Annotated in this window: 14 protein-coding genes; 7 read left to right on the plus strand and 7 right to left on the minus strand. The window is 63.3% G+C overall.

From position 1 onward, the window contains the following. Positions 1 to 432: 432 nt before the first annotated feature. Positions 433 to 711 (plus strand): 30S ribosomal protein S20, encoded by a 279-nt coding sequence (gene rpsT, locus NE850_RS10320; RefSeq protein ID WP_007180577.1) that lies wholly within the window; start codon positions 433 to 435, stop codon positions 709 to 711. 189 nt (positions 712 to 900) lie between these two features. On the opposite strand, the gene NE850_RS10325 is transcribed toward rpsT, so the two are convergent. Further along, a complete protein-coding gene (locus NE850_RS10325; protein ID WP_007180576.1) occupies positions 901 to 1,242 on the minus strand; it encodes a DUF3579 domain-containing protein in 342 nt (113 codons plus the stop codon). Between the two features lie 441 nt (positions 1,243 to 1,683). Between NE850_RS10325 and argF the strand changes: the two genes are divergently transcribed. After that, positions 1,684 to 2,613, plus strand: coding sequence for an ornithine carbamoyltransferase (gene argF / locus NE850_RS10330; RefSeq protein WP_310698712.1), 930 nt, complete (start codon positions 1,684 to 1,686; stop codon positions 2,611 to 2,613). A 251-nt stretch (positions 2,614 to 2,864) separates the two neighbouring features. Beyond that, positions 2,865 to 4,091, plus strand: coding sequence for an argininosuccinate synthase (locus NE850_RS10335; RefSeq protein WP_007180574.1), 1,227 nt, complete (start codon positions 2,865 to 2,867; stop codon positions 4,089 to 4,091). A gap of 173 nt (positions 4,092 to 4,264) precedes the next feature. On the opposite strand, the gene murB is transcribed toward NE850_RS10335, so the two are convergent. Continuing rightward, positions 4,265 to 5,305: a UDP-N-acetylmuramate dehydrogenase gene (gene murB / locus NE850_RS10340; RefSeq protein WP_165186984.1), complete on the minus strand. Its 1,041-nt coding sequence runs from the start codon at positions 5,303 to 5,305 to the stop codon at positions 4,265 to 4,267. A gap of 210 nt (positions 5,306 to 5,515) precedes the next feature. On the opposite strand from murB, the gene NE850_RS10345 reads away from it, so the two are divergent. After that, complete coding sequence (locus NE850_RS10345; RefSeq protein WP_007180572.1) at positions 5,516 to 6,001, plus strand: YajQ family cyclic di-GMP-binding protein; 486 nt, start codon at positions 5,516 to 5,518, stop codon at positions 5,999 to 6,001. A gap of 41 nt (positions 6,002 to 6,042) precedes the next feature. Here NE850_RS10345 and plsY read toward each other — a convergent pair whose 3' ends face one another. After that, positions 6,043 to 6,684 carry a glycerol-3-phosphate 1-O-acyltransferase PlsY gene (gene plsY / locus NE850_RS10350; protein ID WP_007180571.1) on the minus strand — a complete coding sequence of 214 codons (642 nt, stop codon included), beginning with the start codon at positions 6,682 to 6,684 and terminating at the stop codon, positions 6,043 to 6,045. A 125-nt stretch (positions 6,685 to 6,809) separates the two neighbouring features. Beyond that, positions 6,810 to 7,301 carry a Cys-tRNA(Pro) deacylase gene (ybaK, locus tag NE850_RS10355; protein ID WP_007180570.1) on the minus strand — a complete coding sequence of 164 codons (492 nt, stop codon included), beginning with the start codon at positions 7,299 to 7,301 and terminating at the stop codon, positions 6,810 to 6,812. Positions 7,302 to 7,441: 140 nt separating this feature from the next. On the opposite strand from ybaK, the gene NE850_RS10360 reads away from it, so the two are divergent. Beyond that, the gene (locus tag NE850_RS10360; protein ID WP_007180569.1) at positions 7,442 to 9,004 is read left to right on the plus strand and encodes a class I adenylate-forming enzyme family protein; all 1,563 of its coding nucleotides are present in this window, start codon (positions 7,442 to 7,444) and stop codon (positions 9,002 to 9,004) included. A 36-nt stretch (positions 9,005 to 9,040) separates the two neighbouring features. Here the strand turns inward: NE850_RS10360 and xerD are convergent, their stop codons facing one another. The 3 genes from xerD to queG all read right to left on the minus strand — a co-directional run bounded on the left by xerD (position 9,041) and on the right by queG (position 11,804). Then, positions 9,041 to 9,976, minus strand: a complete 936-nt coding sequence (gene xerD, locus NE850_RS10365; RefSeq protein ID WP_007180568.1) for a site-specific tyrosine recombinase XerD — start codon at positions 9,974 to 9,976, stop codon at positions 9,041 to 9,043. Next, on the minus strand, positions 9,973 to 10,443 hold the full coding sequence (locus tag NE850_RS10370) for a methylated-DNA--[protein]-cysteine S-methyltransferase (RefSeq protein WP_007180567.1): 471 nt from the start codon (positions 10,441 to 10,443) through the stop codon (positions 9,973 to 9,975). The genes xerD and NE850_RS10370 overlap by 4 nt, the downstream gene beginning before the upstream one ends. 104 nt (positions 10,444 to 10,547) lie before the next feature. Then, on the minus strand, positions 10,548 to 11,804 hold the full coding sequence (queG, locus tag NE850_RS10375) for a tRNA epoxyqueuosine(34) reductase QueG (protein WP_310698713.1): 1,257 nt from the start codon (positions 11,802 to 11,804) through the stop codon (positions 10,548 to 10,550). A gap of 17 nt (positions 11,805 to 11,821) precedes the next feature. On the opposite strand from queG, the gene tsaE reads away from it, so the two are divergent. After that, entirely contained in the window at positions 11,822 to 12,400 is a 579-nt protein-coding gene (gene tsaE, locus NE850_RS10380; RefSeq protein WP_007180565.1) for a tRNA (adenosine(37)-N6)-threonylcarbamoyltransferase complex ATPase subunit type 1 TsaE, read from the plus strand. Next, on the plus strand, positions 12,382 to 13,971 hold the full coding sequence (locus NE850_RS10385) for an N-acetylmuramoyl-L-alanine amidase (RefSeq protein WP_007180564.1): 1,590 nt from the start codon (positions 12,382 to 12,384) through the stop codon (positions 13,969 to 13,971). Before tsaE ends, NE850_RS10385 begins: the two co-directional genes overlap by 19 nt. Positions 13,972 to 14,073: the final 102 nt, after the last annotated feature.

Below are 14,073 nucleotides of genomic sequence, written 5' to 3' on the forward strand. Positions count from 1 at the left end.
GCATCGGCGCGGTTTCCTGGCATGCCGCGCGGCGCCGTCCCGCTCGGCATGCCGCCGCAACCGCCCTTCTTGCGCGGACTTCGGCACGACGCCGCACAATGGCCGCCGGCCGGGCGCCGGACTTTACACAACGGGGCGGCACGGCGTCATAGCGCTTTCCCGTTGCCACGTGCCTGATTTTGTTGCTATAATCGCCGGTTTCGAAGCTCGCTCAACTTTCGGACCATTTCCGTACGAGGTCGGGGTCGGCCCCACGCCGCCTGCGAACACCCTCGAATAGCCCGAAAACACAGGCCTGCCTTCGCGTAGTCCGAGCGATTTTTTCGACACTTTTGCGCTCTTGGGCAATCGCTTCCAAGAGTTCGATCTAAAAGCAGCACCTCACCACTTGAAGGTCAGGTACTGGAAACAGGAACAGGATAAGGAACCGTCATGGCTAACTCCGCACAAGCACGCAAGCGCGCCCGCCAGGCCGCCAAGGCAAACTCGCATAACTCGGCACTGCGCTCGAAGTTCCGCACGGCTATCAAGGCTGTCCGCAAGGCGATCGACGCCGGCGACAAGGCCAAGGCCGCTGAGATCTTCCTGGCATCGTCGAAGACCATCGACATCATCGCCGACAAGAAAATCGTTCACAAGAACAAGGCTGCTCGCCATAAGAGCCGCCTCGCTGCAGCCATCAAGGGTCTGCAAGCGCCCGCAGCGCAGTAATTCCGGTCAGCCCGCTTCGGCGGGCTACCTCCTGTTTCCGCTGCACAGAAAGGCCCGCCTCGGCGGGCCTTTCTGTCTGGAACCGGTGCAACCGAATGGTCCGCCCCACTCGCCGATGCCCGTGCTTCGGTCATGAAAAAACCCGCTGCTGGCGGGTTTTTGTTTTTGCCGATTCAACCGGCCTGCGCCTTAGCGCGTATTCTCGGAGCGCTGCGTGCCGTGCTCCGGCGGCAACTCGCAAGCTTCAGTCACGACGAGGTCGTTGTCTTTCGCGAAGTTGAGGACGAAGTCGAAAGCCATTGGTTCGATGTCACGCAAACGCGAATCGAGAATCACGCATTTGAGGTCGCCGAGCATGGTTGGCCGGACATAAAGCGAGTACTGCATGTAGGCGTTCGGCCCCTTCCTTGCACCGGGGCCGAAGCACGCCATGACGCCTGCGAGGCGCTCCGACCAGTCGCTCGGCCGAAACTTTTTTCCCGTCGACGTGATGCCCTGAATGAAATATTCGGTTGGAGCTGCTTCGGCCATGTAGGAATACCTGTGTGACTGCCCAGCGGGATGACGGCAAAGCTGACAGCGGAAACGGCTTTGAATTGCCCGGACCCGCCGACCATGCCGCGATGGCGAACCACGCGCCACCAGAACCGCGAAGGGCTGGCTGAGCCGCCTTTTGCGCTTGTCATGACGGCGCACCGCGAGCAGGCTTTTCCGAGCCGCGCGAGCCGTGTCCCGCAAGCGAAATACCGGCCTGCTGGGCTTTGGGATAACCCGTAGATTATAGCGCAGCGGACCTTTTTCCGCAGCGCACACAAGACATGTCCGAGCTATCGATGAGCCTTTCAGACCGCTTGAGCGGCCTTTTGGCCGACTCGTCAAACCGGGCGAAATCCTTTATGCTGCATTGAGTTACCACAAACGACGGCGGCGCCGTCCGGCAATCCTGCCGGGTGATACCGCCGTATTTGTTTCATGACCGCCAAGAAAATTCGCCACTACCTGCAGTTCAAGGATTTCTCGCTGGAAGACTACGAGTACTTGCTGGAACGCGCGCGCATTCTGAAACGCAAGTTCAAGAACTACGAGACCTACCATCCGCTGCACGATCGCACGCTGGCAATGATCTTCGAAAAAAATTCGACACGCACGCGCCTGTCGTTCGAAGCCGGCATCTTCCAGTTGGGCGGCCACGCCGTTTTCATGAGCACGCGCGACACGCAGCTCGGTCGCGGCGAACCGATCGAAGACGCAGCGCAAGTCATCTCGCGCATGGTCGACATCATCATGATCCGCACGTTCGGGCAGGACATTCTCCAGCGCTTCTCCGAGAATTCGCGCGTGCCCGTGATCAACGGGCTGACCAACGAATATCACCCGTGCCAGGTGCTGGCGGACATCTTCACGTACTTCGAGCATCGCGGCCCGATTCGCGGCAAGACGGTCGCGTGGGTCGGCGACGCCAACAACATGCTGTATACGTGGATCGAAGCCGCGCAAATTCTCGGCTTCAAGCTGCGCCTGTCCACGCCGCCGGGCTACAAGCTCGACCGCGCCATGGTCGCCGCCGAGAGCGCGCCGTTCTACGAAGAATTCGACGATCCGAACGAGGCCTGCGCCGGCGCCGACCTCGTGACCACCGACGTCTGGACCAGCATGGGCTTCGAAGCCGAAAATGAAGCGCGCAAGAAAGCCTTCGCTGACTGGTGCGTCGACGCCGACATGATGGCGCGCGCCAATGCAGACGCGCTCTTCATGCACTGCCTGCCCGCCCACCGCGGCGAGGAAGTCAGCGCGGAAGTGATCGACGGGCCGCAAAGCGTCGTGTGGGACGAGGCGGAAAATCGTCTGCACGTGCAAAAGGCCTTGATGGAATATCTGCTGCTCGGCAAGCTGAATCACTGAGCGAGCTGCCCGGTCAGCAGGTTGAGCAGCATCTGCGTGAAGCGCGACGGGGCCTTGAATACGAGGCAAGGCATCCACGTTTAGCGCCACGCATCGAGCCGGAGTCCACTGCGTCAAGCGGACCCGGCTTCGTCACCGCACTGCCCCAAAAACGCGGGCAACGGGCGATTTAGTGTCAAAATAGTGGTTTTCCGCGCTCCGGGACCGCCGGCGCGCCTTGTTTTCCCGCTTTCTCCAGCTACGAGTTCACCATGAGCGATATCAAGAAAGTCGTGCTCGCCTATTCGGGCGGCCTCGACACCTCCGTCATCCTGAAGTGGTTGCAGGACAATTACGACGCCGAAGTCGTCACGTTCACGGCCGACATCGGCCAGGGCGAAGAGCTGGAACCGGCGCGCAAGAAAGCCCTGCAACTCGGCATCAAGCCGGAAAACATCTATATCGAGGATCTGCGCGAAGAATTCGTGCGTGATTTCGTGTTCCCGATGTTCCGCGCCAACACGATCTATGAAGGCGAGTATCTGCTGGGCACGTCGATCGCGCGTCCGCTGATCGCCAAGCGTCAGATCGAAATCGCGCGCGCCACCGGCGCACAAGCGGTTTCGCACGGCGCAACCGGCAAGGGCAACGACCAGGTTCGCTTCGAACTCGGTTACTACGCGCTGGAACCGGGCATCAAGGTGATCGCGCCGTGGCGCGAATGGGATCTGCTGTCGCGCGAAAAGCTGCTCGCGTATGCCGAAAAGGCCGGCATTCCGATCGAAATGAAGCACAAGCAAGGCGGTGCGCCATATTCGATGGACGCCAACCTGCTGCACATTTCGTTCGAAGGCCGTCACCTGGAAGATCCGAAAGCGGAAGCGGAAGCCGACATGTGGCGTTGGACCGTGTCGCCGGAAGAGGCGCCGGACCAGGCTGAATACCTCGATATCGAGTACGAGCACGGCGATCCGGTTGCGATCAACGGCAAGCGTCTGTCGCCTGCGGAAATGCTCACCGAGCTGAACCGTCTGGGCGGCAAGCACGGTATCGGCCGTCTCGACCTGGTGGAAAACCGTTATGTCGGCATGAAGTCGCGCGGCTGCTATGAAACGCCGGGCGGCACGATCATGCTGAAGGCGCACCGCGGCATCGAGTCGATCACGCTCGACCGTGAAGTGGCTCACCTGAAAGACGACCTGATGCCCCGCTACGCCGCACTGATTTATAACGGCTACTGGTGGAGCCCGGAGCGCCGCGCGCTTCAGGTGCTGATCGACCATACGCAAGAGAAGGTCAACGGCTGGGTGCGTGTGAAGCTGTACAAGGGCAGCGTGTCGGTTGTCGCGCGCGATTCGAAGGAAACGCTGTTCGACAAGACCATCGCAACGTTCGACGACGACGGCGGCGCCTACAACCAGGCCGACGCCGGCGGCTTCATCAAGCTGAACGCACTGCGTATGCGGATTGCGGAGAACGCGCGTCGTCAGCGTGGCTGACCAGGTGCGTTTGGTCGAGGATAACTTCGCGCCAGCGAAGTTATCAAACGCCTAGAGCGCGGCCGAAGCCAATCGCAGACGCAAAAAAGACGCTGGGAGATTTTCTCCCGGCGTCTTTTTTATCAGCATCAGCGTCAGCAGTAAATCGGCAACAACCAGGCCGACTCAAACCATCACAAACAAACCGGCTCCGCCTCCAGTTCCACCCCAAACCTCTCACGCACATCGCGCTGAATCGCTTTCGCGAGTGCCAGCAATTCGGCGCCGTTCGCTCCGCCGCGGTTCACCAGCACCAGCGCCTGCCGTTCATGCACGGCCGCCGCGCCCATCGCGCGACCTTTCCAGCCGCATCGATCGATCAGCCAGCCGGCGGCAAGTTTCACCCGTCCGTCTGCCTGCACATAAGACACGACGTCCGGCTCCCTGAGCTTCAACGCCTCGAACTGCGCCGGCCCGATCATCGGATTCTTGAAGAAGCTGCCCGCATTGCCGAGTTCCAGCGGATCGGGCAGCTTGGCGCGCCGCACCGCCACCACCGCATCGAAGATGGCCTGCGCGGTCGGCGGCGTGCCGGCATGGCCGTTCGCGGCCAACTCGCGAGCGAGATCGGCGTAGCCGGCGCGCGGCTCCCAGACCTTCGGCAACCGGAACGTCACCGACGTAATCACGAAACGGTCGCGTCCTTCACGCTTGAAAAAGCTGTCGCGATAGCCGAAGCCGCACGCCTGCGGGCCCAGTTCGACCACGGCGCCCGTGGCCAACTCCAGCGCGCGCAGCGACGCAAAGCGCTCGCACATCTCCAACCCATACGCGCCGATGTTCTGGATCGGCGCCGCGCCCACCGTGCCCGGGATCAACGCGAGGTTTTCGAGACCAGGCATGCCTTGCGACAAAGTCCAGCCGACAAACTCATGCCACGGCTCGCCGCCGGCCGCTTCGACGTACCATGCATCATTGTCTTCACGCACGACGCGGCGGCCCCGCAGCGCGATCAGCAATACCAGACCGCCAAAGTCGCCGGTCAGGACGACATTGCTACCACCGCCCAGCACGAGGCGCGGCAGGCCGGCCGCGCGCGGATCGCGCACCGCGGGCATCAATTGCTCTTCACGCTCGATGCGGCATGCAAACTGCGCGCGAACATCGAAGCCGAAGGTGTTGTGCGCCTTGAGCGGATAGCCGGCAATGAACGCGGCGGATTCGGTTTGGGGCATCGGAATGAGAACGGTGGAACTGTCGAATGAAACAACGAACAAAGCAGCCGATCAAACCGGCTTGCGGCGCCGGCCGGGCGACAATGCGCGGCGGCCTTGGGCAAAAGGGAGTGGCGTCGGTAAAATGACGTCCGGTCCGTGATTATAGCGAGTGCCTCGCGAGCAGCCGGCCGGTTGCGTCGCGCACCGCAGCACTATTGGGAGAAAGCAATGCCATCGTTTGACGTCGTCTGCGAAGCGAACATGATCGAAGTCAAGAACGCGATCGAGCAGTCCAACAAGGAAATTTCAACGCGCTTCGACTTCAAAGGGTCGGACGCGCGCGTCGAACACAAGGAAAACGAAATCACGGCCTACGCGGACGATGATTTCAAACTCGGCCAGGTGAAAGACGTGCTGCTGTCGAAAATGGCCAAGCGCAACGTGGACGTGCGCTTCCTCGACTACGGCAAGATCGAGAAGATCGGCGGCGACAAGGTCAAGCAGGTCATCAAGATCAAGAAGGGCGTGTCGGGCGATCTGTCGAAGAAAATCGTGCGCCTCGTGAAGGACAGCAAGATCAAGGTTCAGGCGAGCATTCAAGGCGACGCGGTGCGCATCACCGGCGGCAAGCGCGACGATTTGCAAAGCGTGATCGCCATGCTGCGCAAGGACGTGACGGACACGCCGCTCGACTTCAACAACTTCCGCGACTGATGCATGGGCGCGCGAACGCCGCGCGCCCATGCATCAACCCGTCAGACGTCGCTCCCCGCCGCCGGCTTTGCCGCCGCGTCTGCCTTCTTGTCGCCAATCCGGCTTTCCTGCCCGCGCATCAGCTTGGCAATGTTGCCGCGATGGCGCCACACCAGCAATGAGCTCATCACGACGATGGCCAGCGCGATGATATGCGGCCCGAACAGAAAGCCGTCGAAGATCGGCGCGAACACTGCCGCGGCCAATGCCGCCAGCGACGAATAGCGCGTGAAGAATGCCACGATCAGCCAGGTCAGCAAGGTAGCCGCGCCCAGGATCGGATTGATCGCGAGCAGCACGCCCGCCGCGGTCGCCACGCCCTTGCCGCCCTTGAAGCGAAAGAAAGCCGGATACAGGTGGCCGAGAAACACGGCAACCGCCGCGATCGCCACCGACGTGTCGTCGAGCCCATAGCGCGTGCCGAAGTGCACGACGAACCACACCGGCAGCCAACCCTTGAATGCGTCGCCGATCAGCGTGAGAATCGCGGCCTTCTTGCTGCCGCTGCGCAGCACGTTGGTGGCGCCCGGGTTGCCCGAGCCGTACGAGCGCGGGTCGTCGAGGCCCATCGCGGCGCTCACGATCACGGCGAACGACACCGAACCGATCAGGTAGGCAACGACAGCAACGATCAGGTTTTGCATCTGGGACTCTTATAAGGATCGGCGGTCTGAAACTCGATACCCCAACCGCAACAGGGCGCGCAACTCGGAACGAAGCGGCGCACATTCTACCCAACCGGCGCGCCCGGAAAACATTCAGGCAAACGTCAATCGACGCTCGCGCACTGAACCGCCTTCGCCGCCAGCAACTCCGTCAACACCTTCGGCTCGATGCTGACCAGAAAACCGCGCCGGCCACCGTTCAGCCAGATCTTATCCATTTCGAGAATGCTCGATTCGACGTACACCGGCATCTGCTTCCTTGTGCCGAACGGCGAGGTGCCGCCGATCAGGTAGCCGGAATGCCGGCTCGCCACTTCGGGCTTGCACGGCTCGATGCGCTTCGCGCCGATCTGCCGCGCGAGGTTCTTGGTACTGACGGTGCGATCGCCGTGCATCAGCACGATCAGCGGCTTGGCGTGCTCGTCTTCCATCACCAGCGTCTTCACCACGTGATGTTCGTCCACGCCGAGCTGGCGCGCCGATTCCCCAGTGCCGCCATGCTCGACATAATCGTAAGGATGCTCACCGAAAGTGACGCCGTGGCGGCGCAGAAACTGCGTGGCCGGCGTTTCGGAAACGTGTCTGGATTTGCTCATCGGCGCATTGTAATGGCGACTTTACGCAACGGCTATTTGCCGAATGGTCGATTGTGCCGGCCCGGCGATTATGGCACGATCGTTCTAAAATCCTCCGGCGCACCGCACGCCGGGCCCCGAATCGTTCCTGGGAGACAGCGTTGAGCCTCGATTCATCCACCCGTTCCACGATCGACATTCCCGCGCTGCTGGCTGCACTGCCCGCGCGGATCGCCGACATTCCGGCGCTCGCTGCCGCGCGTGATCCACAACATATCGCATTGATCGAGGATGCGCGCCGCCTGACCAGCGCGCAACTCCTGCAGGCCGTCGACGCCGCCACCGCGCTGCTGCGCGAATGGGGCGTGCGCGGCGGCGATCGCGTGATGATCGTCGCGGAGAACAGCATCGCGCAGATCGTACTGCTGTTCGCGACCGCGAGGCTCGACGCGTGGGCGCTGGTGTCGAACGCGCGGCTGTCGGCGGCCGAACTCGACTCGATCCGCGCGCATGCGCAGCCGCGCGTGGTCGCGTATGCCACGGAAAGCTCGGCCGACGCCGAACAGCACGCTCGGCGGCATCAAGCCACCACGGCGCCGGCTATCACGCCGGACATCGGCAACTGGTCGTACACCGTGGATAACGCGGCGGTAGCCGAACCTGTCGAAGCCGCCAACCATCGCCAATGCGCCGCGTTGATCTACACCACCGGCACGACCGGCGCACCGAAGGGCGTGATGCTCTCGCATCGCAATCTGCTCTTCATCGCCGCAGTGTCGAGCCGCTTGCGCAAAGTCGGCCCGGACGACGTCGTCTACGCCGTGCTGCCGATCTCGCACGTGTACGGCTTCGCGTCCGTGTGTCTGGGCAGCCTGCATGCGGGCGCGACCTTGCGGCTCGTGCCGCGCTTCGCGCCGGAAGCCGTGCGCCGCGCGCTTGCCAAAGAACGCGTGTCGATCTTCCAGGGCGTGCCGGCCATGCACGCCAAGCTGCTCGAGCATCTGAAAACGCACGGCCACCCGTGGTCCGCGCCGCAACTGCGCTTCGCCTACTCGGGCGGATCGCTGCTCGACGCCGCGTTGAAAGCGCAGGTGGAAAGCGTCTACGGTCTGCCGCTGCACAACGGTTACGGCATGACCGAGAGCAGCCCGACCGTGTCGCACACCATGCTCGATGCGCCGCGCAGCGACTGCTCCGTCGGCAAGGTCATTCCGGGTGTGGAGGTGCGTTTCGTCGGACTCGACGGCATCGACGCCGCGAAGGGCGAGATCGGCGAGCTATGGGTGCGCGGTCCGAATGTGATGCTCGGCTACTACCGCAGCCCCGAGCAGACCCGCACGGTCGTGACCGAAGACGGCTGGCTAAAAACCGGCGATCTCGCGCGGCAGGACGCGGACGGCGCGTTGCATATCGTTGGGCGCAGCAAGGAGTTGATCATCCGTTCCGGTTTCAATGTGTATCCGGCCGAGGTCGAGCATGTGTTGAACGCGCATCCGCAAGTCGTGCAGTCGGCGGTGGTTGGGCGCGCGGTGGGGCGTAACGAGGAAGTAGTCGCGTTCGTCGAACTGATTGCGGGTGCGACGGTGACGCCCGGCGAATTGATCGACTGGTGCGGCGAGCGTCTCGCGCCGTACAAGCGGCCGGCCGAAGTCAAAGTGCTCGCCGCGCTGCCGGCCGCATCGACTGGCAAGATTCTCAAGCATCGGCTGCGCGAGTTTCTCTGAGCGAAGGGTAAGCGCAAGCGCTACCGCGAGCGCAAATCAGCCTCGCGGATGATGCTGCGCATGCAGCGACTTCAACCGTTCACGGGCCACGTGCGTGTAGATCTGCGTGGTTGAAATATCCGTGTGGCCGAGCAGCAGTTGCACGACACGCAGGTCGGCGCCGTGATTGAGCAGATGCGTGGCGAACGCGTGCCGCAAGGTATGCGGCGACAACGGCGCATTCACACCGGCCGCCGCCGCGTGACGCTTGATGATGTTCCAGAACTGCTGGCGCGTCATGCCCTCCGCGCGGCTCGTCACGAACAGCGCGTCTGTCGCGCGCGCGCCGAGCAATACGGGCCGCGCCTCGCGCAGATAGCGTTCGATCCAGCCGTGCGCCTCTTCGCCGAACGGAATCAGGCGCTCCTTCGAGCCCTTGCCCATGACGCGCACCACGCCCTCGTTCAGGCCCACTTCCACTGTTTTCAGCGTGACGAGTTCGGTCACGCGCAAACCGCTCGCGTACATCAGCTCCAGCATCGTGCGGTCGCGCAGACCCAACGGCGTATCGACGTCGGGCGCGCCGAGCAGCGCTTCGACTTGCGCTTCGGTAAGCGTCGACGGAAAACGCGGCGGCTGTTTCGCCGAGCGGATGCGCACTGTCGGGTCGATCTTCGTGCGATGCTCGCGCACTGCCCAGCTGTAGTAGCGGCGAAACACCGAGAGCCGGCGGTTCGCCGAGGTCGATTTGTCCTTCTGCCGTGCGGCGCTATACGCGTTCAGATCGGCTTCGCTCGCGGTGTCGAGCGAAGCATTGCGGCTCTGCGCGAGCCATTCGCAAAAGAGACGCAGATCGCGGCGGTACGCGTCGAGCGTGTTGCGCGACAGACCATGCTCGAGCCACAGCGCGTCGCAGAATGCATCGATCGACGCCGAGCTGGCAACAAAGAGAGGTGACGCGGCGGGCGCGTCGTCGATCAAGGTATCGCTCATGCGTAGGGAATGCCTTCATGCGCCAGCAGCCAGCGCTTCACGTTGCGGAAGAAACCCTCTTCGGCGTGATTCGCAAAACCGCCGATGCCGCTCGAACTCACCACCCGATGGCATGGAATCACAATCGGAAAGTAATTCGCGCCGCACGCCTGACCGACCGCGCGCGGCGCGCTGCCGAGCTGCCTTGCCAATTGCCCATAGGTCAGCACGACGCCTGGCGGAATGTCGCTGATGGCCTGCCAGACGCGCTTCTGAAATGCGGTGCCTACCGACGCAAGCGGCAACGCGAACTTCGCCGAAGCACGCTCGAAATATCGCTCGATCTGTTCGGCCGCCTGCCTCGCCAACGGCGTGTCGGGCGCGACGTTTTGCATGGAGTCCGGCAGATAGACGATCTCGCGCACGGCCTCGCCTTCGAGGCGGATGCCGACCTTGCCGAACGGTGCATCGATCACTGCGTTGAACATGATTGCCTGCTCCTCACTGGCGCGGCGTTCCGCTGCACAAGCTGGCGCACCTGCATATCGTGCAGATGCGCTGCACACGCCGCGCCCAATAGTTTGCCGCTACTTTACGCCGCTTCCAACGCCCATTCCACATGCTCGCGCACAACTGCGGAGGCGTCGCCGGCACGCAGTCTGAGCGCCTGCACGATTGCCTCGCGAGCCGCATCGCTCAAACTGTCGGGCGACGCACGCAGCGCGTTGCCCATGCCCACCGCGAGATTGCGCAGCCAGCTCTCGTAGCCGATCCGTCGAATCGCACTGCCCTGCATGCGCGTATCGAACTCGTCCGCGCTCCACGCGAAAAGCTCGACGAGCGACGCGCGATCGAGCCCATGCCGCACGTCGAAATCGGCGACCGGCGCGGCCTGCGCGAACTTGTTCCATGGGCACACGAGCTGGCAATCGTCGCAGCCATACACGCGATTACCGATCAGCGGCCGCATTTCCAGCGGAATGCTGCCCTTCAACTCGATCGTGAGATAGGAGATGCACAGCCGCGCATCGACCTTGTAAGGCGCGACGATCGCGCCGGTCGGACAGGCGCCGATGCAACGCGCGCAACTGCCGCAGTGCGAGCCCGGCGTTTCGGGCGCGAGCTCGGGCGATGTGTCGGCGTCCGTCGGCAACGGCACATCGACATAGATTTCGCCGAGGAAAAACAGCGACCCGGCGTCGCGCTGCAACAGCAGCGTATGTTTGCCGCGCCAGCCGATGCCGGCCTTCTGGGCAAGTTCTACCTCCAGCACCGGCGCCGAATCGGTAAATACGCGGTAGCCGAACGCGCCGATCTCCGCCTCGATTTTTTCGGCGAGATGTTGCAGACGGTTACGCATGACCTTGTGATAGTCGCGGCCGCGCGCATAGATCGACACCACCGCTGCGCACGGGTCCGCGAGCCGCGCGTGCTCGGCCGCGCGCCAGTCCTGCCTGGCGTGCTTTTCCTGCATGAGCGGCCCCTCCTGCAAAGCGCTTTCATGCGCCTTTCCGCTCATTGTCCCGGCGGGCAGATAAGCGATGCGCGCCGTAATCACACGTCGCGTGCCGGCCACAAGCTCGGCGGGCCGCGCGCGTTTCATGCCGTGTTTCGCCATATAATCCATCTCGCCGTGGCAACCCGCTTCCAGCCAGGCTGCAAGCGGCGCTTCGGCGGCGGAGAGATCGGTGTCGCTAATGCCGATCGCTCCGAAACCCAGTTCACGGCCCCACGTTTTGATGTTCAGCGCGAGCGCGTTCAGCGCCGTTTCATCGAAATGACGCTCGGCACGCGCATCGTCGTCAGACGCAGGCGTGCAGGAAACAGGGGACTCCGGACTTCGGTTCATCACGCCATTTTACGAGAATGCCTGTCAATCCCAATCTCGCGATCCAACCGCCCGCCAACGTCCTGCTCGAACGCACCTTCGCGCTCGCGGACGAAGCCGCCACACTCGCGTTCGGCGAGCGCTTCGCGAAGGCGATCGAAAGCGTGCGTGAAGCGTCGCGGCACACGCCGGGCGTTCAGGACCGCACGGCATTCCACGGACTGCAAGTGCAACTCGTCGGCGACCTCGGTGCCGGCAAAACCACTCTCGTGCGCGCGACCTTGCGCGGCCTCGGCCATACCGGCCGCGTGCGCAGTCCCACTTACACACTCGTCGAACCTTATGTGCTCGCGCGCCCCGCCGGGGAACTCGCGCTCTATCACTTCGATCTGTACAGATTCACCGATCCGGCCGAATGGGCCGACGCGGGCTTTCGCGAGTACTTCGACAGCGGCGCGGTCTGCCTCGTCGAATGGCCGCAACGCGCGGGGCGTCTCTTAGGCGTGCCGGATCTCGTCTTCTCGCTCGACCTCGATAACGAGAACCAGGGCGGTGGCCGTGTGCTCGTCGCACGGGCATACAGCGAACCAGGAAAGGCATGTCTCGAAAGATGTTGATCAAACCGTTCCGCTCGATCGAATCGGCGGCCACCGCAACGCATAACTGGCGGCGCCGGCAGATTCTGCGCGCGGGTGCGTCCACGCTCGTGCTCGGCCTCGTCGCGCCGCGTCTCGCGTGGGCGAGTTCGGTGCTCGGCGTGCGGGTCTGGCCGGCGCGCGACTACACGCGCGTGACGATCGAATCCGATCAGCCTCTGCAGAACGCACAGCAGTTGCTGCAGGGACCGGACCGGCTGGTGGTCGATCTGAGCGGCCTCGATCTGGACCAGGCGCTCAAGGATCTCGTCTCGAAGATCACGCCGAACGATCCGCAGATTCAATCGGTGCGCGTCGGGCAATATCAGCCGCATGTGGTGCGCATGGTGTTCGACCTGAAGGGCTCGGTGAAGCCGCAGGTGTTCACGCTGCCGCCGGTCGGCGCGTACAAGTACCGGCTGGTGTTCGACCTGTACCCCGCGGTCGCACCTGATCCGTTGATGGATCTGCTCGCGCAGACAGAACGCAAGCAACAGACGCTGAACGAAGAGAATAGCGCGCCGCCGCCTGCCACGCTGAGCGGCCCCGGCACTACGCCGCCCACCGCCGACAACAGTGAGGCGTTCTTCGAGCGTTACGCGCAGAACAGCGGCAGCGGGTCCGCGCCGAGCGTGCCGCGTCCGACCGCGCACGTCACGCCAACGCCCGCTCCGCCGATCCTCGGCAAGCCCGCCACGCCGACGGCACCGGTGGCGCCGCCCACGGCCATCGCACGCAACAAAGGCAACAGTGGCAACAGCGCCAGCACGCTGGGCGCGGACGACGCCGCCAGCGACGATACCTACGCGTTCACCACGCCCAAGTCCGGCAAGAGCAACACGGTGCGTCTGTTGACCGTCGCGATCGACCCCGGTCACGGCGGCGAAGATCCGGGCGCGATCGGCGGCTCGGGCACGTATGAGAAACACGTCGCGCTGGACATCGCGAAGAAGTTGCGCGCGAAGATCGACGCGCAACCGAACATGCGCGCCATGATGACGCGCGACGCCGACTTCTTCGTGCCGCTGAACGTGCGCGTACAGAAGGCGCGGCGCGTCGGCGCGGACCTGTTCGTGTCGATCCATGCCGACGCGTTCACCACGCCCGACGCGAAGGGCTCGTCGGTGTTCGCGCTGTCCGAGCACGGCGCGTCGAGCGCCGCGGCGCGCTGGATGGCGAACAAGGAAAACTCGTCGGATCAGATCGGCGGGATCAACATCAAGTCCGCCGACGCTACCGTGAACCGCGCGCTGTTCGATATGTCAACCACCGCGCAGATTCGCGACTCCATGCGCTACGGCAACTTCGTGCTGAAGGAGATCGGCGGCATCAACAAGCTGCACAAGGGCTCGGTCGAACAGGCGGGGTTCGCGGTGCTGAAGGCGCCGGACATTCCGTCGATCCTCGTGGAGACGGCGTTCATCAGCAACCCGGACGAAGAGCGCCGCCTGAACGACGACGCGTATCGCGACAAAATGGCCGACGCGATCATGACCGGCATCAAGCGCTATTTCGCGGCGAATCCGCCGCTCGCGAAAAGCCGCATGACGTGATGACTTCGCTTGCGACGATGCGATGAAATACGGCCGCTCGATGCGGCCGTATTTTCGTCGTCGTCGTGCGCGTTTTCGTGCGTATTTTCGCGCTCGCCTTCG

It is taken from the genome of Paraburkholderia sp. USG1 (assembly GCF_031570135.1).
Classification (GTDB): Bacteria; Pseudomonadota; Gammaproteobacteria; order Burkholderiales; family Burkholderiaceae; genus Paraburkholderia; species Paraburkholderia dioscoreae.

Coding starts and splice junctions, on each gene's coding strand:
- NE850_RS10385 (WP_007180564.1), top strand. CDS start 12,382: ATGTCTCGAAAGATGTTGATCAAACCGTTCCGCTCGATCGAATCGGCG.
- plsY (WP_007180571.1), bottom strand. CDS start 6,684: ATGCAAAACCTGATCGTTGCTGTCGTTGCCTACCTGATCGGTTCGGTG.
- NE850_RS10325 (WP_007180576.1), bottom strand. CDS start 1,242: ATGGCCGAAGCAGCTCCAACCGAATATTTCATTCAGGGCATCACGTCG.
- ybaK (WP_007180570.1), bottom strand. CDS start 7,301: ATGAGCAAATCCAGACACGTTTCCGAAACGCCGGCCACGCAGTTTCTG.
- tsaE (WP_007180565.1), top strand. CDS start 11,822: ATGCCTGTCAATCCCAATCTCGCGATCCAACCGCCCGCCAACGTCCTG.
- NE850_RS10345 (WP_007180572.1), top strand. CDS start 5,516: ATGCCATCGTTTGACGTCGTCTGCGAAGCGAACATGATCGAAGTCAAG.
- rpsT (WP_007180577.1), top strand. CDS start 433: ATGGCTAACTCCGCACAAGCACGCAAGCGCGCCCGCCAGGCCGCCAAG.
- murB (WP_165186984.1), bottom strand. CDS start 5,305: ATGCCCCAAACCGAATCCGCCGCGTTCATTGCCGGCTATCCGCTCAAG.
- xerD (WP_007180568.1), bottom strand. CDS start 9,976: ATGAGCGATACCTTGATCGACGACGCGCCCGCCGCGTCACCTCTCTTT.
- queG (WP_310698713.1), bottom strand. CDS start 11,804: ATGAACCGAAGTCCGGAGTCCCCTGTTTCCTGCACGCCTGCGTCTGAC.
- NE850_RS10370 (WP_007180567.1), bottom strand. CDS start 10,443: ATGTTCAACGCAGTGATCGATGCACCGTTCGGCAAGGTCGGCATCCGC.
- argF (WP_310698712.1), top strand. CDS start 1,684: ATGACCGCCAAGAAAATTCGCCACTACCTGCAGTTCAAGGATTTCTCG.
- NE850_RS10335 (WP_007180574.1), top strand. CDS start 2,865: ATGAGCGATATCAAGAAAGTCGTGCTCGCCTATTCGGGCGGCCTCGAC.